Here is a 22,714-nt window from a genome sequence, read left to right as displayed (position 1 = left end):
AGAGACAAAATGGCATTATCTCTTTGATCAAGATCTCCTTTTACTGTAAATTTGCGCGTCATAAACTCATTTCATAAAACTAATATTGGTGCAAACGTGTTTTCAAATTTTTATCAAAAATCAATTATCTCAATTTCGCTCGCATTGGCTATGCCCGCCTTTGCAGAGCAACCACTTGAAGAGCAAGCATTAAGCGAAACTCAAGTCGAAATATATCAAACAAAAGCCACCAACTCTTCTTGGGAAGAGAAAGAAATCGATCCGAGCTTTTATGATAGTCCCTACCAGGTTTCTCTTTTTAGTTCATCTAATGGTGAAGACTCTGAGCGTTTGTTGTCACAAACCTCTTCTATTTTTGGTTTAGGTTTGGGTGTTGTTGGCGTATTAGCCGTCATGCCGTCATCGATTACCAACTGGGAAAGCAGTGACGAAGGGCTTATACAAAAATGGTCTGACAACGTTAAAGAAGGGCCAGTTTGGGATCGAGATGATGTGGTTTTAAACTATGTGATGCACCCTTATTTTGGTGGTGTTTATTACCAATCGGCACGTAAATCAGGCTACCGTCAATGGGATGCATTCTTGTATTCTACTGTTATGTCAACTTTCTTTTGGGAATACGGCATAGAAGCGTTTGCTGAAGTTCCTTCACTGCAAGACTTAGTGGTAACACCGGTACTGGGTTGGGCATACGGCGAATGGGCTTATACCACTGAACGTGATATTTGGGTTGATGGCGGTACAGTTTTAGGATCAGAATATTTAGGTAATACCGCCCTATTCTTCTTAGACCCTGTTGATTCTCTAGGGCGAAACTTTAACTACCTATTTGGTAAAGATATTATTAAAGCCGGTACAGGTTACTTCACATTTAATGAAGTCGCACTACCTTACGGTAACGAAACTGAAAACCAAGTTGGCCTAAAAATCAGTTATATTTTTGGCGAAGACGATAGCCCTGCCTTACCAGGAATCAGTGGTAAACGTGTTGTACAATCACGTTACGAAAACCGTACTCAAGACCCTGTAAACACCGGTATTATCGGTATTTCTGCGGGCGCTATTATGGTTGATTTAGACAGCGAATGGGCCAAAGAAAGCGCTTGGGGTTATCAGTGGTCGTTAGGTCTCTACTTTACACGTAGTTTTTCTACACGCTTAAACTACAGCCGTGCCACTGTTGAAGATAAAAATGCTGGCGATAGTGTTATCTATGAAAACTATGGTATCGATGGCCAGTATTACTTCAATAGTGAAGAAGACTTACGTCCCTTTATCACTGCAGGTCTGGGTGAGATGATGAGCGATGAAGATAATGACCAAAAGCGTTTTCAAATGAATGCGGGTGCAGGTTTACATTATAAAATCAATAGTAACTGGGCGATTCAAACAGATTGGCGCCATTATTACAGTACACGTACTGAAACACAGGAAGACCAATTCGGTACTGCAATTATCTACCGCTTTGGTGAAGGTGAACAAGGCCTATAAGCTCTAGGACTTTGATTTCGTAACTACTCAACACCCTGCTAACACGTGTTTTTTCATACGAAAATAGACAGTAACTGCTCAGAACTAAGCTATTTATGCTTAGTTCAAGGCGAAAAAGCGCAGTTTAGTCGTTTAAATGAGCATTTTTTAACGATGAAATAGGCTTAAATAGCGACGTGCTGAGTAGTTACTAAGTTAGCTATGTATCTCACTCCAATATTCGGCGATTTGCTCCTCTGATGGCATTTCGCCGTGTTCTATCTTTTTGATCACTCTGCATGGATTCCCCACTGCGATAACATCACAGGGTATATCTTTAGTCACAATACTACCCGCACCAATCACGCTGCGCGAACCAATCGTTACGCCACCTAAAACAACACTTCCCGCACCTAGCCAGACATTATCCCCTAATACAATCGGCTCTGCACAAGCATAAGGCTTGATACGTTCAGCCAAATCAACAGGATGATCTACCGTACAAATAACCACATTGGGGGCAATCAATACATAATCGCCAATGGTCACAGGTGCGATATCTAAAATCTTCACATCATAATTGATAAAACCTCCCTCACCAAAAAAGATATCGGAGCCCATATCACATTGAAAAGGCGGTTCAATATGCGTGCCTTTATATTGTCCAAATAATGAGCTTAAAATATCATGGCGTTTTTCATTTTCACTTGGACGTGAAAAATTAAAATCGTAGAGTTTTTCTTTACAGGCTAACTGATGTTTAACTAAGTCTTTATTAATCAATAGTTGCACTGAAAAATCGGCTATTTTTTTACTCATGCCACCCTCACTGTTTTTAATTTTTTGTAAAAAACTGCGGTATACATCTGTTACCGCCCACTTTGCGAGCAATAGCAGATAATGATAATTAATTAAACATTAGTAACTACTCAGCACCCGGCTAAAACGGGTGCTTTTTATACGAAAATAGACAGTAACTGCTCAGGACTAAGTTATTTATGCTTAGTTCAAGGCGAAAAAGCGCAGTTTAGTCGTTTAAATGAGCATTTTTAACGATGAAATAGGCTTAAATAGCGACGTCCTGAGTAGTTATAAACCATTAATTAAACCTTAAACCATTACCCTGTGTTGTCAGTTGGCCCGCTAAACCACTGCCAATTGAGAGGCCTAATTTTTCGATGATCTCTGTAAAGGCTGACGCTTTCACTGAGTAATCAACAATCTCTTCCGCTTTTATGATGTCTCTTGCTACAAAACCCGGGCTACCTAAACCATCAATCAAACCTAATGTAAGCGCTTGCTCACCGTTCCAGATAAGTCCTGAGTATAACTTTTCATTTTTTTCAGCTTGTTTAATACGATCGCCACGGCCCTCTTGCACCACTTTGATAAACTGCTGATGTGTGACATCTAATACTTCTTGCCAAAATGCAGCTTCACTTGGTTTCTCAGTTGAAAAAGGGTCTAAAAAGGCTTTATGCTCTCCCGAGGTAAAGTGGCGACGTTTCACACCCACTTTTTCCATCAAATCAACAAAACCAAAACTAGAAGCGGTCACACCAATTGAGCCCACTAAACTGGCTTTATCGGCATATATTTCGTCTGCACCGGCTGCCATGTAATAACCACCCGACGCGCCTAACTCAGCAATCACTGCATAGAGTTTTTTCTCAGGATATAAACCACGTAGACGTTTAATTTCATCATAAACGTAACCGGCTTGCACTGGGCTTCCGCCGGGGCTATTAATCACTAACATCACCGCTTTACTGTGTTCATTTTTAAAGGCTGCGCGTAAACCTGTGACAATACTGTTGGCGTTCGCTTCTTGATCTGCAGCTATGACACCATTAACACGCACCATGGCGGTATGTGTTTGCTCACTTTTCTCGTCGCTGCTCGGTGTGGAATTAACAATTAATAACAATGCAACAAACAGATAAGTGAACGTAAGGCCTTTGAATAAGATGCCCCAACGACGTGCTTTTTTTTGCTCTGCGAAGGTTTCTTTGATAATACCTTTAACCCACTGATCTTCTGCTTTATTACTTTCGCTCATTGCTTTATCCTGATCTATAGTTGGACTCTTAACCTATCAATATAATTGTGACAAGACAAGGACAAACTATGTTTCATAAATTACTATTTTTCATCAGCTTATGCATGGCAACCAGCACACTTTTGGCGGCCGATAGCAGTGATTTCACAACCACTGATAGCAGCCAAAATGCAGGCGTTCATGGCAAACCCTTAGTGGAACGTTACGTGCTTGATGAGCTAAAGTCCCTGCGCCATGACTTCCAAGATTTAGAACGTAATTTAACCATTGCCATGACCGATAGAGAGCTTGCCGTTGCAGACAAGTCGCTGGGTTATGCCTCTAATACCGTGACCTACTTTTTCTATATTATTGCCGGTGTTGCCTCACTGATTGCGATGATAGGTTGGCAATCACTACGTGAAATTCGTGACAACACAAAGAAAATGGCCAATCAACAGATTCAAGTCATCTCTGAACAATATGAAAAACAGTTCCAAGTATTAGAGAAAGATTTAAGACGAAAAACACGCCGTATTGCTGATAACCATATAGAAATTGAAAAGATTAATGAGATACATAATTTGTGGTTACGCGCGCAAAAAGCGCAAACACCTGAGCAGAAAACAGAAGCTTATGATGAAATATTAAAAATTCGTCCGGGTGATTTAGAAGCATTAACCTCAAAAGCGGATGCGGTAATGGAAATGCGTGAATTCCATTGGGCACTGAGCATTTGTAACCGAGTATTAGAAGTAGACGATACGAATCAAAATGCCCTCTATCAGCGCGCTTGTGCTTACGCGTGTTTGGGGGTTGAAGAACAAGCGATCTATGACCTTACACGCGCCATTGATGGACGTATTGCCCTTAAAGAGTTAGCAGCCGATGAAGCCGACTTTGAGAATTTAAAAGGCAATGAGAAATATGAAACCTTAATATCCAGTGACTAGTATCGAGTGATTAGTATTAAATTTCACTCCTTTTATGTTTTACATATATTCAACGGTGTTTATAGCAAATGTATTAAATATGTGAACATGTATTACGCAGGAAAAATGAGTGCTAACAAGGCATGAGTTGCAGAAAGTAGTTATTCTCCTTTCAAGACTCATAACGCAGATAGCGCTCGTTTTAACAAGTAAGACTGAACACAAATTAAATACGCTTGGTATTAATAGTAGCCTCAAGTACCGTTGAATATATGCGCTAGCCTAATCAGATAAAGACAGGGAAAACAGGTTCATTAGATTATTAACGTCAGTGTTAAATAGCACTCACAATACCTACTGAACCCCTTCTTTTTATCGTCCCTGCTTAACCACCCACTTTTTAAGCTCAGTGATATCACTTTCATAATTTAATTTCATTAACTCAACCCAATCATCAATGTTATCCCACCAAGCAGGTAGTTCTGGAGATTGCACTTTCTGCGCTAACATTTGAATGCGCTTTAATCCCACAGAGCCGGCGGCACCTTTAATTTTATGTGCCTCACTGACAATACCCAGCTTATCTTTTGCCACCATATTTGAGTCTAATATACGCATGTAATCAGGCATCAATTTAGTAAATAAAGCAATATTATCTAACATAACAGTGGTGGGTAAAAATTCCATTAACTCTAATAACATCGCACTATCAAAAAGCGGTTCGACAGGATCTGCTTTGAGCTTATCAGGGGTAATAATCAGCGACTCTTGTGGCTTGAGTTGGGTGAAAAAACGTCTAACAACGTCATTAAAAGAGCGCACTGTGAGTGGTTTTCCGAGTGCGTCATCCATCCCCTTTTTGGTAAAGTCTTGTTTATCTGAAAAGATATTCGCCGTTAATGCCACAATCGGTGGTAAGTCTTGGTATTTTTCGCGTAATAATGCAGTCACCTGATAACCGTCCATATCAGGTAACTGAATATCCATCAAAATGAGTTGATAGCGGTGTTCAGATACCTTTTGCAAGGCTTGTTCACCATTAATCGCCACATCAACCTGATGGCCTAATTTTTCTAATAATGCTTTGGCAACCACCACATTAAGCTCAATGTCTTCAACAAGCAAAATAGACAATGCCGGTAACTTGCTTGGTTCAATGGGTTTATTAATACGTTGTTCAAGAAACTTAACCGGTAAACACAGTTTAAAGGTACTGCCTTGGTCGACTTCACTGGTGACCGTTATTTTACCCTGCATGGCATCAACAATCTGTTTCGACACCGCAAGACCAATTCCCGTGCCTGTTGCATGACGATTGCCTTTAACTTGATAATACATCGCAAATATTTTTTCTAATTGATCCGCCGGAATACCAATACCTGAATCTTGCACTGCAAAACAAAGATGTTCGTCAGCGGTACCTTCATGCTCACAAAAACAGCGAATGGTCACTTGCCCTTGTTCTGTAAATTTCACTGCATTACTCACCAGATTCCAAAGTACTTGGCGCAAACGTGTATCGTCTGCTTGTATAAAGTTAGGTAATACATCTGTTTGTTCAAAATGCAGCGTGAGCCCTTTTTGTTCCGTTTGAATAAACGCTAAACTTTCCAAGTCACTGATAAAATCAAGCATATCAATATCGTTACTGACCAAATTTAAACGTCGGCGATCAAGCTTATCAAGATCAACAATGTCATTAAAAATATTACCCAGCGTAATAGCACTCATATGAATGGTTTTAAGGTGCTTCGTTTGCTCTGTCGTTAGTTGTTCATCGAGCAACATACGACTCAGGCCAACAATGCCATTAAGTGGCGTGCGCAGCTCATGGCTAATGGTTGAAATAAAAGTAGTTTTATCGTGACTGGCTTTTTCTAAAGATTCTTGATGTTTTTTACGTTCTGTAATATCACGGCCAAAACCAATAATACCGACACAAACATGCTTAACGTTATACAGCGGTAATGCACGTACTTCGAAGAACGCTTGACGACCATCAGGATAATGCAACCAATGTTCATGTATTTGCTCCTGTTCGGTTTCCTGTGCTTTTTGATCGCGTTTCACCACCTGTTGCGCATACTCATCGGGATAGATATCAAAAGGGGTAAGGCCAATTAATTGTGCAGCCGTGCGACCAGTAACCAACTCCATGGCTTTATTACAACTTACAAACGCGCCTTTTAAATCTCTATGAAAAAACAGGTCCGGAGAGGTGTCTAAAAACGAATGTAATAATATGGTGTGTTCTTGCAATAACTTTTGGCTTTTTTGACGCTCAATCATTTCGCTTTCAAGTTCTCTTGTTTTTTGTTGATCCGTTGCAAGCATGACTTGCAAACGTGCGACGGTATTATCTAAGCGTTGACGCGCTTCTTCCAGATCACCCACGACAACGGTTAAAAAATACACCGCCCAAGGGGTTATTAATAAACCCAAAATAATCGAACGAGAGATATCCACAATATCGAGAGGGTCATTAAAATAATAAGCCAGTACCATTTGTAATATTGCGTCGGCAGTGAAAATAGCCAAAGCCAGTAATAGGCTAAAACGAAATGCACCTAAGCGTTTTAAAAGGGAAACATAATAATGTACCCATGTTTTTAAATTAAATATGCTCATGCCACTCTCTGTGAAAAATAAAGCACAATTGTAAGCAATATTCCCCTTAAATTATTCAGGTTATTACACATTTTAACGATTATTTTTCACATCAGCGCTTAATAAGTCTCTTTTGTGTTCATTAAACAAGCACTTTTATCAATCACTGATAATCCTTTTCATTTGGTGGTTTTTAATTGTCTCGAAGACGTTTATAATCCACCGCCTAAATTTACTAATTTTACTATCGTGTTGAAGGGAGTTTTTTCTCATGGCAATGCCAGATATCGCAAATAGCGCACAAGCTCAAACTGAAGGTACATTAGACAGAGTTGGAATGAGCAACATTGAACTACCGCTTATGGTCCAAACTGATGATTGTGCACCACAGCAAGTTAGTGCCAGTGCTGAACTGTTCGTTAACCTAGGTGATGCGCAAGCGAAAGGCATTCACATGTCACGTTTGTATTTACAGTTAGACCAGTTATCAACTGAGTCAGAATTAACATTACAAACACTATCAACACTATTAGAAGGTTTTATTGAAAGCCACAGTGATCTTAGTCAGCAAGCCTTTGTAAAGTTTGAATTTGATTATCATCTACGCCGTAAATCTTTAATCAGTGAAAAACGCGGTTGGAAAGCTTACCCGGTTGTTCTTATTGGTCAATTAATTGATGGTGAATTCAACGTAGAACTACAAGTGAGTGTGCCTTATTCATCTACTTGTCCTTGTTCTGCCGCACTTGCTCGCCAGCTTATTCAAAATACCTTTGCAGAAAAATATGCAGCGCAAGAGAACATTGAAAAAGAAGAAGTATTGCAGTGGTTAGGTTCAACACAAGGTATTGTTGCAACACCGCATAGCCAACGTAGTGTGGTTGAAGTGAAAGTTAAACTTAACACGGCGAATAATACCTTCCCGGTGATTGAGCTCATTGACCTAATTGAAAATACACTTAAAACGCCCGTTCAAGCAGCTGTAAAGCGTGAAGATGAACAAGAGTTTGCACGTTTAAATGGCCAAAACTTAATGTTTTGTGAAGATGCTGCAAGACAACTTCAGTACGCGCTTAATCCTGAAGTTAAATTTGATGATTTCTGGTTACGTGTAAACCATTATGAAAGCTTGCATGCACATGATGCAGTATCAATTACGACTAAAGGTATTAAAGACGGCTACCAAGCCTAATTTTTCTTATTTTAGTCATAAAAAAAGGAGCTCATTGAGCTCCCTTTTTTGTTGCTACTTTTTCTACCAATACATTAGATTCTAATTGTGCACACTGATTTGATCACGTCCGGACATTTTAGCGTCATATAACGCGCCATCAGCCTCAGCGACTAGCATCTTCATGGTATTCAAATCACTTGGGAAGATACTCGATAAACCCAGACTCATAGTGACATAACGACTCACATCAGAATGTAGATGTTCCACCTTGGTTTTATTAATCGCTTCACGTAATTTTTCAACCGCACGAAATACTTTAGTCGCATTGCCCCCTTTAATGATAACAACAAACTCCTCACCACCGTATCGAGCAGCAAAACAGCCCATCTCACTAGCGGCATTGTTAAGTGCTAATGCAATGATTTTTAATGTCTCATCACCCATTTGGTGGCCATAGTTATCATTATAAGGTTTGAAGTAGTCGATATCACACATCACAATAGAGAGCATCTCTTGCTCATCACACGCTTCCTGCCAAAGCATTGTGAAACGTTCATCAAATGAACGTCGATTAGCAATGTTAGTTAATTGGTCGTTTAACATTTTCTGTTCAAAGTCCGATGCGTCAGAGCTGAGTTTTTCCTCGGTTAATTTACGTGCTGTAATATCTCGGGCCATAATAACAATGCCCTGGTAATGACTTTCTTCATCGTTAAATGGCGCTTTATGTACTTCGTACCAGGTTTTCTTATTGCCAGAGAACAGTAACTCTTCAAAAATAATGGGCTCACCAGAGGCTAATACTTCTTTATTTTGGCGTTCCGCCCAGTCAGCTCTATCCGATGGCATAAGCTCAGTTTGCAATTTACCAATAATATCATCCGGGCAAGCATTCATTAATTTCGCAAAAGAGTTATTCGCGCCAATGATTCGCCCTTCATGATCTAACAAACCAATGGGGTCATAGCTAGCAGCAAAAACAGTACTTAATAAAACACTCTGTTTCGACAACGCTTTTTCTGTTTCTTTACGCTGTATATTTTCAACTTTGAGTTGTTTGGTTAAATTATGTAATGCCGTAATGTCACTGTCGATGGATAAAATGGCAAAAATAGTGCCTTTATCGTTATATAAAGGCACTTTGGTGACATTCACTAGGCTTAAATCTGCAGATTTTTTCTGTTGAATCCACTCTTGGCTATTATAAGTTTCACCCGTCCAAACAGCAGCTTCTTGCTGTTTTTGTTTTTTAATCGCAGGCACTGCCATCATATCTGCAACACTGCGCCCAGTTGCGTGCGCCACGGTGGTATTATTGACTTCAGCCCACGCAGTATTACAGCCAACAATAGTGCCCTTAGGTGATTTAAATGAAATTTGCTCTGGAATTGAATCCAATACTTTACGTAATAATTCACGTTCTTCTGTGAGTTTTCGTTCCGCGCTAAGCAGTGCCGTCACATCTTTTAAATGGCATAACCAAGCGGTTTTTCGTTTGTAATGAATGCGTTTGGCAAATATTTCAATATCATGAAAGGTATCATCCACTAATAAACGTACTAGGCCATTATCGATAACAGTTTGGTGACTCGCTTTATTGATAAAGCGCGATAATAGCAGCTGATTTTCAGCCTCTTCAAAGATGAATTTATTTTTTTTCTTCTTAAAAGGAAATAATGATTTCACTTCATCATTAAGATAAAAAATAGTGTTGCCGTCTAATGCAAAAATCGCTAGCGGATATGGAGAGGAATCAAGCACATCTTTAAATTGACGATCTTTTTTACGTTTTGAACGACCGATAAGTATAAAAATAAGAAACAATCCACTAATCAGCAAAAGGTTACGTGCCATAGCAGCTGAAGCCCCCCACCACGGGTTATTAATATTAGCGAAGGCCGTGCGCATTTGCGTATTCAATTGTTCAAATTGGTTCCCCCATTGTAACCATTTGACTAATGTCTGTTGCTCAACAGGCAAATAAGCAAATAATTGGTTATCACCGTCATTGGCAGATTTTTTTTGTAAGAAACTACTGAGTATGCTGTCTAACAAACCCTTGTTTTCTAATCCAAAGTTAAAAATAACCACGGCATCAATTTCATCTTGATATAGATCGATTAATAGCTCTAGCACCCCTGGGTATTCTTTATAAATAAGATGCGTTTTATCAACAAACAAAGGTAATTTCTGTGCCTGAGGGAACAGCCCACCCACAAGAATAACATCAGCGTGATCCGTTAATGCGTGAGAAAGTTTTTGGCTAATCGGAGAAAAATGATAGAAATCTGTTTTAAGGTTTAACAATGGCGTTTTGTTTAACCTTTTAAGCGCACGATTAGACGCCTGCAAGCCACTATATAAAGCAGGTCGATTGTCTACTAACGAGGTATACAGGTCTTCTTGTAAGTAAGGCTCCATTTTTACCGCAATGCCAGTTGTTAAAGACCACGAAAGCCAAAAGTCAGCGTACAAACCCTGTGCCTTTTTATGAGAATTAAAGCCTGAATAAGGGAGGTTTTGGTCTAAATAAACAACGACTTGGCTAGGCTTAGTAGATTCATTTAAAGCCGCAAAAGAAGGGGCTGATATACACAAGAAAATCATGAGGCATGTAAACGATTTAAGCATTATAGAATAGTTCCAAAATAGAGCAGAACTCTAATTTTAGCCTACTGCTTAGCTAAAGGTAATTTTATAATCAATATTACTTGCGAGCCTTCACACTTTTATGGGAATTTAAAATCAAAAAAGGCCACTAAAAATGGCCTTTGAATTTTTCTTGTTTATCTTTTATCTATGCCCTGCTACTTGGAGATACGGACTAAAAAGCAAAAACAACATCAAACCATAATTCATTATCGTCATTCCAATGTGCGCCAACGGCAAAGGCACCAGAAATTTGCGCCCCAACATCTAAGGTTGTATCCCATTCATTTACGTCATAGCCTTTCATTGCATAGGTATAAGTTGGGGTAATACCAACCCAAAAGATATGATTTATTTTGTAGCGTGTTGTTGCTTCGAACTGGATGTAAGTCGTTGTATTATCAACATATTCACCCCATAACATGCCTAAATTAAGTTTTGGGTAAACGATAAGTTTACTTTCCATCAAAGGTATTTTCGCAAATACACCGACCACAGAATCATTCGTATCGGTTAAATCCCAAAGGTCCCTTCCCCAGCTTGTCTCAACAGTAAAACCAGAGTTTGTCACCGCATTTAACAACAAGTAATTCACATTGTAATAATCAAGGTCGTTCATCGCTTCAACGGTAATTTTATGCTTATACTGGCCGTTTAAATAGCCACCATAACTCGCACTAACGTCAACGCCTTCACTGCCACCACCCACGTTCACATTCGAATAAACAGCAAGAGGATCACTCAGGTCATGCCATACTTCTCCATTCTCTCCCTGCTGATTAGCGAATAATGAACTAGAAACGAGGGCAAGTAATGCAATAGAACTTTTTTTAGCAAACGTTTTAATAAACATTTTTTATTTCCAGATAAAGAGATTAAATAGACGTTTACCGCGTTTAATTAGCGTGTATTGACCAAACAAAGCATCTGCTTTTTGCACTAACATTTCGCTATCCGTCGCTTTTACACCATTGATGCTCACTGCACCATTTTGAGTAAATTCACGTGCCATTTTATTTGATTTTGCAAGCTCACAGCTGGTCAATAATTCAACCAAGCTTTTTTCAGACTCTGTTACTTGTGTTGATGGTAAACCATCCTGTGCAAGTTGTTTAAGATCTGATTCACTTAATGCGCTTAAATCACCAGAGAACAAAGCTTCTGTAATACGCTCAGAAGAAGCTAATCCTTCTTCGCCGTGCACTAAACGAGTGACTTCTTTCGCTAAAATAGCTTGACCTTCAGGACGCCCTTTTATCGCTTTATCTTTTGCTTCAATCGCTTCAATTTCACTAATAGAAAGGAAAGTAAAGAAACGTAAGAATTTGTAAACATCTGCGTCTAATGTAGTGATCCAAAATTGGAAAAAGGCATAAGGAGACGTTTTTGTTGCATCAAGCCAAATCGTACCTGATTCTGTTTTACCAAATTTAGTGCCGTCTGCTTTTGTTACTAGTGGCAGTGTTAAACCAAATACTTTTTGTTGGTTCATGCGACGAGTAAGGTCAATACCACCGGTGATATTACCCCATTGATCAGAGCCACCAATTTGTAGAGAACAGCCATTCATTTTATTAAGCGCTGCAAAATCATAAGACTGTAGCAACATATAGCTAAATTCAGTAAAAGAGATACCCGCGCCTTCACGGTCGATTCGTTGTTTAACAGACTCTTTTTGAATCATAGCGTTAACACTAAAGTGTTTACCGACGTCACGCAAAAATGAAATGGCATCCATCTCACCAATCCAATCAAGGTTATTAACCACTTCAGCCGCATTTTCTTGCTCGCCGAATTCAATAAAGGCACTGACTTGCGCTTTTATTTTAGCCACCCAGTTTTCAACAACATCATCAGTATTAAGTTTACGTTCAGCCGCTTTAAAACTCGGATCGCCAATCAGTCCTGTTGCACCGCCAACTAAAGCCAATGGCTTATGACCCGCTTCTTGGAAACGTTTAAGCGTTAATAGGGGTACTAGGCTACCTATATGTAAGCTATCCGCTGTTGGATCAAAACCACAATATAGCGTCTGACAACCACTTGATAAATGTTCGTGTAACTCTTCATCGGCTGTTGTTTGTGCAACAAGTCCGCGCGCTTTTAAATCTTCAAGTAAAGCATTCATGCTTATGTTCCCTAATCATTAAACTATTTCATAAATATGCTGTCGATTTTACACAGTTAATAGAAACAAAAAAACCATTCCGTGAAGAAGTTGTGCCGATTGTGCTAACATTAGGCTTTTATAATGAAATTACAGAGAGTTAAGCAATGAAAATAGGCATTATCGGGGCAATGGATGAAGAAGTCAGCATCCTAAAAGCAAAATTGGAAAATATACAAACAACAAATATTGCAGGTTGTGAATTTTACCAAGGCCAACTTAATGGCAAAGAAGTTATTTTAACTAAATCAGGTATTGGTAAAGTTGCAGCAGCAGTCGCAACAACATTATTATTAGAGCGTTTCCAACCAGATACCATTATTAACACAGGATCTGCAGGCGGTTACGATACAAGCTTAAATGTTGGCGACATTGTTATCTCTACCGAAGTACGTTTTCACGATGTGGATTTAACTGCTTTTGGATATGAAATTGGTCAAATGGCGCAACTGCCAGCAGCCTTTGAAGCCGATAAAGCATTAATTGCTGTTGCCCAAGATGCAGCACAAACGATAGAAGACCTTAATATTATTCAAGGCCTTATCTGTACCGGTGATATCTTTATGGCAGATCCGAAAAAAGCAGAAATTGCACGTAACAACTTCCCAACAATGGCTGCATGTGAAATGGAAGCAGCGGCCATTGCACAGGTTTGTCATCAATTTAAAGTGCCTTTTGTCATCATTCGCTCTTTGTCAGATATTGCAGGTAAAAAATCAGAACTTTCATTTGAACAATACCTACCGATTGCAGCTAAAAATGCCTCAGTACTGGTAGAAGCTATTGTTGATAGATTAAGTTAAGTGGACTCTTTGATAAGCTTTATAGAGCAGTACAGCGTCTACTTTTCAATAGTAACCGTTGCCCTGCTCTCATTCTTTGTGTCCCTACCCAAAGACCTTAATCCGCTTTCAGCCGTTGAACTTATTTTTAAGCAGATTGCAGTCAAAGTTAATTTGGACACTCGCAGTGATGGTTATAAACGCTTAGCGAGCCTGTTATCCATTAGCCTTATTTACTTCCCCACTATTCTTATTGTCAGCCAATTGTACAATATTGTGTTTCAACCTATCACTATCGATATAGTCATGCTTTTTGTCTTACTTTCATGGCATGATAAAAAGCTAGTTTATTTACAAGTCAGTAATGCCTTAAAGCGTAATAACTTAGCCCAAGCAAAATTCAAGCTAGATGCGATTACCGAGCGAGAAACAAAACCGTTATCATTAATGGGTGTTAATAAAGCGACGATTGAATCCATGGTTTTACAACTGTGTGCATCTTGGTTTGCCGTTCTTTTTTGGTATATGGTTGCAGGTATTTATGCGGCTATTTTCTACCGCACGGTACAAATTTGTGCGCAGCAATGGAACGCTAAAAACAATGCATTTAAGGCATTAACAACATTTCCTAGCCTTTTTTACAGCATTATGTTGTTCCCCGTCCATTTGTTAGTCAGTTTTACCTTTTCTCTCTACGACAAACCATTACAAAATCTGCCTAAGAAATTCAAACAAAGCATACATTGGCACCATTTTTCTTCTGGGTTGATGTTATCTAGCTTTGCATTAAGTATGCAGTTTGAGCTCGGTGGTGTACGCCTTTATAAAGATCAAAAGATAACCTATGCAACCTTGGGTAATACTAGCGCACCAGAGATAGAACAAATCGATCTCTCATTACAACGCCTCAGTTTAAGTGCCTGGTTCTGGTTATTCTGTTTTAGCGGCTATACCTTCTTCCCCTTATTACGTGAATTTATGCAGATCTGATCCCTTCAATCTGCCTGTTAAATTGGCTTAATTCACAAATAATCAACACAACCTCTTTACTGTTTAAATAAACAGTATTAGACTGTTTATTTAAACAGTCTTTTTGAGGTGTGAAAAATTATGCTTAATCAATTAACCGTGCAACATTTTGCCATTGTTCAATTTTTAGAATTAGAATTTAGTCACGGTATGACCACAATCACTGGTGAAACTGGCGCTGGTAAATCAATTGCCATTGATGCACTTGGTTTATGCCTCGGTTCACGAGCAGATGCAAACATGGTTAGAGTCGGTACCGACAAAGCAGAAATTAGTGCTCGTTTTACCTTAACCGATACCCCACACGCAAAACAATGGTTAGTGAATAACGATCTTGAAAGTGACGACGATATAAACGACTGTTTATTACGTCGCACAGTCAATAAAGAGGGTCGCTCACGTGCTTACATTAACGGCACACCAGTCCCTGTTTCACAACTCAAAAGCCTGGGCCAATTGTTAGTGAACATTCACGGTCAGCACGCACACCAAAGCCTGCTTAAAAGCGAAATCCAACTGTCCATTATTGACGAATATGCTGCACATCATCAGCTATTACAAAAAGTAAAAGATACTTATCAAGGTTGGCACTTTTTAAATAAACAGTTAAAACAGCAACAGTTAAATCAACAAGAAAAACAAGCACGTAAGCAACTGCTGGAATATCAAATACAAGAACTCGATGAATTCACATTAGCGGAAGAGGAGTTTGAACAGATTGAAGTTGAACACAAACGCTTAGCAAACGGTGGCGCACTATTAGAAAGTTGCCAGTTAACGTTGAATCATCTTAGCGAAGGTGAACAGACAGATGCGTTGACATTGTTACGTAGTAGTATCAGTGCACTTGAAGCACAAGTTGAAAATGATAAAAACTTAGAAAACATTATCGCTACACTACAAGAATCACTGATTCAAATAGAAGACGCGAGTTATGAATTACGTAATTTCAGCGAAAACCTAGAACTTGACCCTGAAAAATTTCAACAGTTAGAATCACGTATGAGTGATGCCCTTTCGCTGGCGAGAAAACATCAAGTTCAACCCGAATTTCTGTACTCGCATCATCAAAAACTAAGCAAAGAATTTAAACAACTTAACAGTGGCGAATTACAAATTGAGCAACTTAGCGCGGATTTAGAAGTCGCAGAAAATAGCTATTATCAACATGCTAAAAAATTGAGCCATAGTCGTAATCGTTACGCAAAAGAGCTAAGTAAAAAAATAACCTCCAGTATTCAAAAATTGAATATGCAAGATGGTATTTTCCATATTCAGCTAGTTGAAAACAGTCATCATGCGCTAAGCCCATTAGGCCTTGATAATATTGAATTTCAAGTTAAAACCAATGCAGGTCAAACACTACAAAGTTTAGCCAAAGTCGCCTCTGGTGGTGAGTTGTCGCGTATTGGATTGGCAATGCAGGTTATTATCAGCCAACGTGTTGCGACCCCTACGCTTATATTTGATGAAGTCGATGTGGGTATTAGTGGCGCAACTGCTGCTGTCGTTGGAAAGTTATTACGTAGTTTGGGTGAACAAACACAAATATTTTGTGTGACACATCTTCCTCAGGTTGCCGGTAATGGTCATCAACAAATGTTTGTCGCCAAGCAAAGTAATGGTAAAAACACCAATACAACTATGGTTAAATTAAGCGAGAAAGACCGCCTTAATGAATTAGCACGATTAGTCGGTGGTGATAACATTACAGCGCATACGCTAGCCAATGCAAAAGAGCTGTTAGTGAATACGGTTTCGTAAAAAGTAATCATTTATTAGTCTTCAGTGACAAGATATTCTTTTTAAAGTCACTTTTAAAAGAATATCTTGTGCTAATAAACCTCAGTAAATACAGTAGTCACCTCAGTAGTTAATACTATTATGTTGTAAGGCATGAGTACTCATGTTTCGAGATTTTCTTTAATCATCTGCGGCTTTTTTTTCAACTAACCTAGCAATACTCATTAAACACTTACTATTTGAATTCAAGGTGTAAAGAAATAAAGCCAAAGTAGATTATAAAATGCCTTTGTTAATTCCTCCGTTAAAACCCTCAACTGACATTAAACAGTTATCCTCCTTTCAACATTCATCACGCAGATAACACTCGTCAAGACTGAGAACAGATGTAATCAGGTTGCTATTACTACCCGCCCCATTCATTTAACGACCTGAATTTACACAGGAAAAAGAAGCTGCTTATAAAACATTTCGTTTCGGGGTGAAGAGTTTGTTATTTTGGTGAAATATTACGATGCTATCGATGTAATGTAGGCGTTCGAGCGTAGTAGAGTTGTTATCGCGACACATCAATATGCAAAAATAGCTTCATTAACTATCAGTATAGGAGGCACTGAAATTACCACACAAACAGATCCTAGAAACGTTATTGAAGCTACTGATTGTGCGTTATATTATGCCAAGCAACAGGGCAGAAACCAATCTCATATCTACTAAAAGTTAATACTAGAAAATAAAATCAGTGCGCCGAATGACAGTTTTAGTGATTCAGAGGTTGACTTTTTTTGAACTGAATTACAAAAAAAGTCGATAGCCATACCGTCATAGAGCACAATCAATTATGATAGAGCCATGTGAACGCTCACATGACTTCAAGCAATAGGCTTCAGGCAATAACAAAGCAACGACCATCACCAACAGGCAGATATAACTAACATGAAATTGCGCTTTTTTTATCTCTTATTCCCCCTCATTTTTACGGGCTGTGCCCTTCCTCCTGATCCAGAGTTGCAGATCAATAATTCATGGGAGTCACACAAAAACCAACTTGAGCAATTAACCGATTGGTCTCTTTCTGGAAAATTGGGTATTTTCTCACCCGAGGGTCGAGAGTCGGTCAATATAAATTGGCAACAGTCTAAAAATGGCTTTCATATTCGCCTTAATGGCCCGCTGGGTATCAATGTATTAGACATACAAAAGGTAGATAACAACAACGTCATTATTGATGGTGAAAAGTACCATTCAAATAACCCAGAGCAATTAATTGCAGAGCTATCTGGCATGGTGTTACCAATAGAACAATTACAACAATGGATAAAAGGTAACCCAAGTGGTGCAAGTTATCAGTTAGACGATAACCACCAACTGAGCAGTTTATTAGGCGGACAAACAAGCACTGGCTTGTGGTTAATAAATTATGCGGATTATCGCACCATTGAGCAGATAAATTTACCTCATAAGCTGCAGTTAACACGTGGTGATTTACGCTTAAAATTCAAAATATCAAACTGGCAAATACCTATACAAAGACCTGTGCAAACACCTTCACAACAATAAATAAAATAAGAAGTAAATTATGTTAAAAACTGACGCTATCCGATGGCCCGCGCCCGCTAAATTGAATCTCTTTCTCTATATCAACGGCCAACGTGAAGATGGTTACCACGAATTACAAACTCTTTTTCAGTTTATTGATTTATGTGATTATTTAACCATGACAGCCAATACGTCAGGTGAAATAGTTATCAGCCCAGACATTGAAGGTTTGCCAATGCAAGATAACCTTATCTTCAAAGCAGCCACAATGTTAAAGCAATATGGTGATGTAAATTTAGGCGTAAATATCCACCTTGAAAAAAACCTACCGATGGGAGGAGGCCTTGGAGGCGGATCGTCAGATGCAGCGACCACATTACTAGCATTAAATTATCACTGGGATCTCAATTTAACAAGAACACAACTGGCACAAATTGGGTTGTCTTTAGGCGCTGATTTACCTATATTTATCGCCGGTAAAGCATCCATTGCAGAGGGTGTAGGAGAACAACTCACAAGTGTCTCGCCCCTAGAGAATCACTACTTAGTAGCGACACCTGATTGCCATATATCGACACCCGCGGTGTTCCAAAATACGGACCTTATTCGTAACACACCTAAGCGCTCTTTAGCACACTTAATGCATCAAGATTGGCTCAATAATTGCGAACCTGTCGTAAAAAATAGTTATCCTAAGGTTGCCAAGGTTATCGACTGGTTGGTAGAATACGCACCGACTCGATTGACTGGCACTGGTGCATGTGTTTTTAGCACATTCCCCACAGCCCAAGAAGCACAAGTTGTATTAGATAAGAGCCCTTCATGGTTAACTGCTTTTTCCTGCAAAGGATTAAACACTTCTCCCGTTAATGCGCTTTTATCGACGTTAGAATAATATTGTGGTTGATTTAACGGTCAGCTACTCATGTTAATAAGCATGTTGCTTTTTAACATCAAATCCCAGGATTACAGAGGTCCTCAAAGTGCCAAATATGAAACTATTTGCAGGTAACGCGACACCAGAATTAGCTCAGAAAATTGCTGACCGTCTTTTCATCAAACTAGGAAGCGCTGAAGTTGGCCGTTTTAGTGATGGCGAGATACACGTACAAATTAATGAAAATGTACGTGGCGATGATATTTTCATCGTGCAATCAACGTGTGCACCAACCAATGATAACTTAATGGAATTAATCGTAATGATTGATGCAATGCGTCGCGCTTCAGCTGGCCGCATTACTGCTGTTATCCCTTACTTTGGTTATGCTCGTCAAGATCGCCGTGTTCGTTCAAGTCGTGTTCCAATTACTGCAAAAGTTGTTGCTGACTTCTTGTCTAATGTAGGTGTTGATCGTGTATTAACGGTAGACTTACACGCAGAGCAAATTCAAGGTTTCTTTGATGTGCCTGTTGATAACGTATTTGGTAGCTCAGTACTACTTGAAGATATGTTAGAGAAAAAATTAGATAATCCAATGATTGTTTCGCCTGATATTGGCGGTGTTGTACGTGCACGTGCTCACGCAAAATTATTAGATGATGCTGATCTTGCTATTATCGACAAACGTCGCCCTAAAGCGAACGTTGCACAAGTAATGCACTTAATTGGTGATGTTGAAGGTCGCCATTGTATTATCGTAGATGACATGATTGATACCGGTGGTACTTTATGTCAAGCAGCCGTTGCACTAAAAGAACGTGGTGCCCTTTCTGTTTATGCTTATGCTACGCACGCAGTATTTTCTGGAAAAGCAGCTGAAAACATCAAAAACTCTGCCATTGATGAATTCATTGTTACCGATTCAATTCCGCTTTCAGCAGAGATTGCTGCAACCGGTAAAGTTAAGCAACTTACTTTAAGTGGTATGTTGGCTGAAGCGATTCGTCGTGTCAGTAACGAAGAGTCAATTTCAGCAATGTTTCATTACTAAATTGATAAGCACTGATTAGTGAGTGCTTAAAAAATTAAAACGCCTTTTTAGGCGTTTTTTTTTGCTTTTCATTTGTACAAATATGTTGGGTGCGTTATTATGGCGCGCCTTTTTTATACGCTCATTTACGAGCCAAAAGGTGATTTTGTCTGGTCGCAAGATAAAATCTATTTTTTTTGAGGAAGCAACTTTCGCTTTCTCGCTATTGGAGTTACACAATGTCTATTAAATTAGTTGCACAAACACGTACAGACCTAGGGAAAGGTTCGAGCCGCCGCCTTCGTCACGCAGACCTAGTACCAGCAATCGTATACGGTGCAGGCAAAGAGCCAGTATCACTTACTTTTGAACAAAAAGAATTACGTAAAGTTGAATGTGTTGAAGCGTTTTACTCTTCAATCCTTGACCTACAAATTGACGGTGCTTCTGAGCCAGTTTTACTTAAAGCTGTTCAACGTCACGCGTTCAAAGAGCAAATCCAACATTTAGATCTTCTACGTGTTGATGCTGCTAAGAAACTTCATACAACTGTTCCACTTCACTTCATCAACGAAGATGCATCTGAAGCAGTTAAAAGTGGCGGTGTTGTTTCACGTATCGCTAACGATGTTGAAGTTGCTTGTCTACCTAAAGACCTACCGTCTTTTGTTGAAGTTGATCTAGCTGCAGTTGAGCTTGGTGCTACTGTTCATATTTCTGACCTAGTATTCCCTGCTGGCGTTGAATCTGTTGAACTATCTAAAGGTACTGCACATGACCTTCCTCTTGTAACTATTGCACTTGCTAAGAAAGCAGCAGTAGAAGAAGAAGCAGCAGTAGTAGAAGCAGCAGCTGAATAATAATCGTGTCAACAACGATTAAACTGCTTGTGGGCCTGGCTAATCCAGGCCCAGAATACGTACAAACAAGACACAATGCCGGTCAATGGTTTTTAAACCAACTCGCCTCACAAGAAAATATCCAACTCAAAGCAGAAGCAAAATTTTATGGTTTAACTGGCCGTATTCAATTTGCTGGTAACGATCTGCGACTTCTTGTTCCAACTACCTTTATGAACCTTAGTGGCAAATCAGTTGCAGCTATGGCGAATTTTTATCGCATAAAACCCGAAGAGATACTTGTCGCACATGACGAACTTGATCTTTCTCCCGGTGTCGCGAAGTTTAAATTAGGTGGTGGTCATGGTGGGCATAATGGCTTGCGTGATATTATTAGCCAACTTGGTAATAATAAGAATTTCTATCGTTTGCGTATTGGTATTGGTCACCCCGGTGACAAAAATAGAGTCAGTGGTTTTGTACTAGGCAAAGCACCTAGATCGGAACAAGATCTCATTGACCAAAGTATTGATGAAGCAGCACGTTGTATGCCTATTTTAGGCCAAGACGGGTTAGCTATAGCGATGAATCGCTTGCACAGTTTTAAAGCACAATAAAATTAAATAGAGTGTATCTACTTGTCCCCCATTAACATGGGTGCTGTTTGGCGGTTTAAATAAGCTTAAATCGCGATCAATTGAGTAGTTACAATAGAGTCAACAAATCAAAGGGTATATAACATGGGTTTCAAATGTGGCATCGTAGGATTACCAAATGTAGGTAAATCTACTCTCTTTAACGCACTTACTAAAGCGGGCATTGAAGCTGCAAACTTCCCGTTTTGTACTATTGAACCAAATACAGGCATTGTTCCTGTTCCTGATCCTCGCCTTGATAAGCTTTCTGAAATAGTAAAGCCAGAGCGTGTTATCCCAACAACGATGGAGTTTGTTGATATTGCAGGCCTTGTTGAAGGTGCATCAAAGGGTGAAGGACTAGGTAATAAATTCCTTGCAAATATTCGCGAAACCGATGCAATTGGCCATGTAGTACGTTGTTTCCATGATGATAATATCGTACACGTATCGGGTAAAATAGACCCACAAGATGATATCGATATCATCAATACTGAACTTGCACTTGCTGATTTAGAAAGCTGCGATCGTAGTATCTTACGTATTGCTAAAAAAGCAAAAGGCGGCGATAAAGACGCTAAGTTTGAACTACCTGTATTAGAGAAAGTAAAGGTACATCTTGAAGCTGATGGCATGGTACGTGGCCTAGATTTAGATACTGACGAGAAAGCGGCGATTGCTTACTTAAACTTCTTAACAGGTAAACCTACGATGTATATTGCTAACGTTGCTGAAGATGGCTTCGAAGACAATGAATATCTTGATGTTGTACGTGCGATTGCAGAGAAAGAAAATGCGGTTGTAGTACCTGTATGTGCTTCTATTGAATCAGAAATTTCTGAGCTTGATGAAGAAGACAAAGCAGACTTCTTAGAAGCAATTGGCCAAGATGAGCCAGGTTTAAACCGTGTTATTTACAGCGGTTACCAACTTCTACATCTACAAACGTACTTTACTGCGGGTGTTAAAGAAGTACGCGCATGGACAGTTTCGATTGGCGCAACAGCACCACAAGCAGCCGGTGTTATTCACAGTGATTTTGAACGTGGTTTTATCCGTGCAGAAACGGTTAGTTATGCTGATTTCGTTGAGTTTGGTGGTGAATCTGGCGCAAAAGAAGCGGGTAAATTACGCTCTGAAGGTAAGAAATATATTACTCAAGACGGTGATGTCATTCACTTCCGTTTTAACGTGTAACTC

Annotated in this window: 19 protein-coding genes; 13 read left to right on the top strand and 6 right to left on the bottom strand. The window is 39.3% G+C overall.

Annotation, left to right across the window (positions count from 1 at the left end; translation table 11 throughout):
• Positions 1-96 precede the first annotated feature (96 nt).
• Positions 97-1,491, top strand: a complete 1,395-nt coding sequence (locus CXF74_RS13985) for a DUF3943 domain-containing protein (protein WP_232772526.1) — start codon at positions 97-99, stop codon at positions 1,489-1,491.
• A gap of 195 nt (positions 1,492-1,686) precedes the next feature.
• On the opposite strand, the gene CXF74_RS13980 is transcribed toward CXF74_RS13985, so the two are convergent.
• Both CXF74_RS13980 and CXF74_RS13975 read right to left on the bottom strand, forming a co-directional pair.
• Positions 1,687-2,289, bottom strand: coding sequence for a sugar O-acetyltransferase (locus tag CXF74_RS13980; RefSeq protein ID WP_101083174.1), 603 nt, complete (start codon positions 2,287-2,289; stop codon positions 1,687-1,689).
• Positions 2,290-2,569: 280 nt separating this feature from the next.
• Complete coding sequence (locus CXF74_RS13975) at positions 2,570-3,529, bottom strand: S49 family peptidase (RefSeq protein ID WP_101083145.1); 960 nt, start codon at positions 3,527-3,529, stop codon at positions 2,570-2,572.
• A 68-nt stretch (positions 3,530-3,597) separates the two neighbouring features.
• Between CXF74_RS13975 and CXF74_RS13970 the strand changes: the two genes are divergently transcribed.
• Positions 3,598-4,461, top strand: coding sequence for a tetratricopeptide repeat protein (locus tag CXF74_RS13970; protein WP_101083144.1), 864 nt, complete (start codon positions 3,598-3,600; stop codon positions 4,459-4,461).
• 351 nt (positions 4,462-4,812) lie between these two features.
• On the opposite strand, the gene arcB is transcribed toward CXF74_RS13970, so the two are convergent.
• Entirely contained in the window at positions 4,813-7,068 is a 2,256-nt protein-coding gene (arcB, locus tag CXF74_RS13965; RefSeq protein WP_101083143.1) for an aerobic respiration two-component sensor histidine kinase ArcB, read from the bottom strand.
• 250 nt (positions 7,069-7,318) lie between these two features.
• Between arcB and folE2 the strand changes: the two genes are divergently transcribed.
• Entirely contained in the window at positions 7,319-8,239 is a 921-nt protein-coding gene (gene folE2, locus CXF74_RS13960; protein ID WP_101083142.1) for a GTP cyclohydrolase FolE2, read from the top strand.
• Positions 8,240-8,320: 81 nt separating this feature from the next.
• Here the strand turns inward: folE2 and CXF74_RS13955 are convergent, their stop codons facing one another.
• From CXF74_RS13955 to tyrS, 3 genes are all read right to left on the bottom strand, one after another.
• Positions 8,321-10,852: a sensor domain-containing diguanylate cyclase gene (locus CXF74_RS13955; protein ID WP_101083141.1), complete on the bottom strand. Its 2,532-nt coding sequence runs from the start codon at positions 10,850-10,852 to the stop codon at positions 8,321-8,323.
• Positions 10,853-11,045: 193 nt separating this feature from the next.
• On the bottom strand, positions 11,046-11,723 hold the full coding sequence (locus tag CXF74_RS13950) for a hypothetical protein (RefSeq protein WP_101083140.1): 678 nt from the start codon (positions 11,721-11,723) through the stop codon (positions 11,046-11,048).
• Positions 11,724-11,726: 3 nt separating this feature from the next.
• Positions 11,727-12,998 (bottom strand): tyrosine--tRNA ligase, encoded by a 1,272-nt coding sequence (gene tyrS, locus CXF74_RS13945; protein WP_101083139.1) that lies wholly within the window; start codon positions 12,996-12,998, stop codon positions 11,727-11,729.
• A gap of 146 nt (positions 12,999-13,144) precedes the next feature.
• Between tyrS and mtnN the strand changes: the two genes are divergently transcribed.
• The 10 genes from mtnN (at position 13,145) to ychF (ending at position 22,711) form a co-directional block, all read left to right on the top strand.
• On the top strand, positions 13,145-13,840 hold the full coding sequence (mtnN, locus tag CXF74_RS13940; protein ID WP_101083138.1) for a 5'-methylthioadenosine/S-adenosylhomocysteine nucleosidase: 696 nt from the start codon (positions 13,145-13,147) through the stop codon (positions 13,838-13,840).
• Positions 13,841-14,809 (top strand): cobalamin biosynthesis protein, encoded by a 969-nt coding sequence (locus tag CXF74_RS13935; protein ID WP_101083137.1) that lies wholly within the window; start codon positions 13,841-13,843, stop codon positions 14,807-14,809.
• 120 nt (positions 14,810-14,929) lie between these two features.
• Positions 14,930-16,612 (top strand): DNA repair protein RecN, encoded by a 1,683-nt coding sequence (recN, locus tag CXF74_RS13930; protein WP_101083136.1) that lies wholly within the window; start codon positions 14,930-14,932, stop codon positions 16,610-16,612.
• 537 nt (positions 16,613-17,149) lie between these two features.
• The gene (locus tag CXF74_RS23115) at positions 17,150-17,308 is read left to right on the top strand and encodes a diguanylate cyclase domain-containing protein (protein ID WP_157822408.1); all 159 of its coding nucleotides are present in this window, start codon (positions 17,150-17,152) and stop codon (positions 17,306-17,308) included.
• Between the two features lie 219 nt (positions 17,309-17,527).
• Positions 17,528-18,151: a lipoprotein insertase outer membrane protein LolB gene (gene lolB / locus CXF74_RS13925; RefSeq protein ID WP_101083135.1), complete on the top strand. Its 624-nt coding sequence runs from the start codon at positions 17,528-17,530 to the stop codon at positions 18,149-18,151.
• A gap of 19 nt (positions 18,152-18,170) precedes the next feature.
• The gene (gene ispE, locus CXF74_RS13920; RefSeq protein WP_101083134.1) at positions 18,171-19,025 is read left to right on the top strand and encodes a 4-(cytidine 5'-diphospho)-2-C-methyl-D-erythritol kinase; all 855 of its coding nucleotides are present in this window, start codon (positions 18,171-18,173) and stop codon (positions 19,023-19,025) included.
• Positions 19,026-19,113: 88 nt separating this feature from the next.
• Positions 19,114-20,061: a ribose-phosphate pyrophosphokinase gene (locus CXF74_RS13915; protein WP_101083133.1), complete on the top strand. Its 948-nt coding sequence runs from the start codon at positions 19,114-19,116 to the stop codon at positions 20,059-20,061.
• A gap of 218 nt (positions 20,062-20,279) precedes the next feature.
• Positions 20,280-20,900 carry a 50S ribosomal protein L25/general stress protein Ctc gene (locus CXF74_RS13910; protein ID WP_101083132.1) on the top strand — a complete coding sequence of 207 codons (621 nt, stop codon included), beginning with the start codon at positions 20,280-20,282 and terminating at the stop codon, positions 20,898-20,900.
• Between the two features lie 5 nt (positions 20,901-20,905).
• Positions 20,906-21,496: an aminoacyl-tRNA hydrolase gene (gene pth / locus CXF74_RS13905; RefSeq protein WP_101083131.1), complete on the top strand. Its 591-nt coding sequence runs from the start codon at positions 20,906-20,908 to the stop codon at positions 21,494-21,496.
• Between the two features lie 123 nt (positions 21,497-21,619).
• Positions 21,620-22,711 (top strand): redox-regulated ATPase YchF, encoded by a 1,092-nt coding sequence (ychF, locus tag CXF74_RS13900; protein ID WP_101083130.1) that lies wholly within the window; start codon positions 21,620-21,622, stop codon positions 22,709-22,711.
• The last annotated feature ends 3 nt before the right edge of the window (positions 22,712-22,714 follow it).

This window comes from Psychromonas sp. Urea-02u-13, from assembly GCF_002835995.1.
Lineage (GTDB): Bacteria > Pseudomonadota > Gammaproteobacteria > Enterobacterales > Psychromonadaceae > Psychromonas.
The sequence above is the reverse complement of the archived record's forward strand: the minus strand, read 5'-3'. Positions and strand labels throughout refer to the sequence as shown.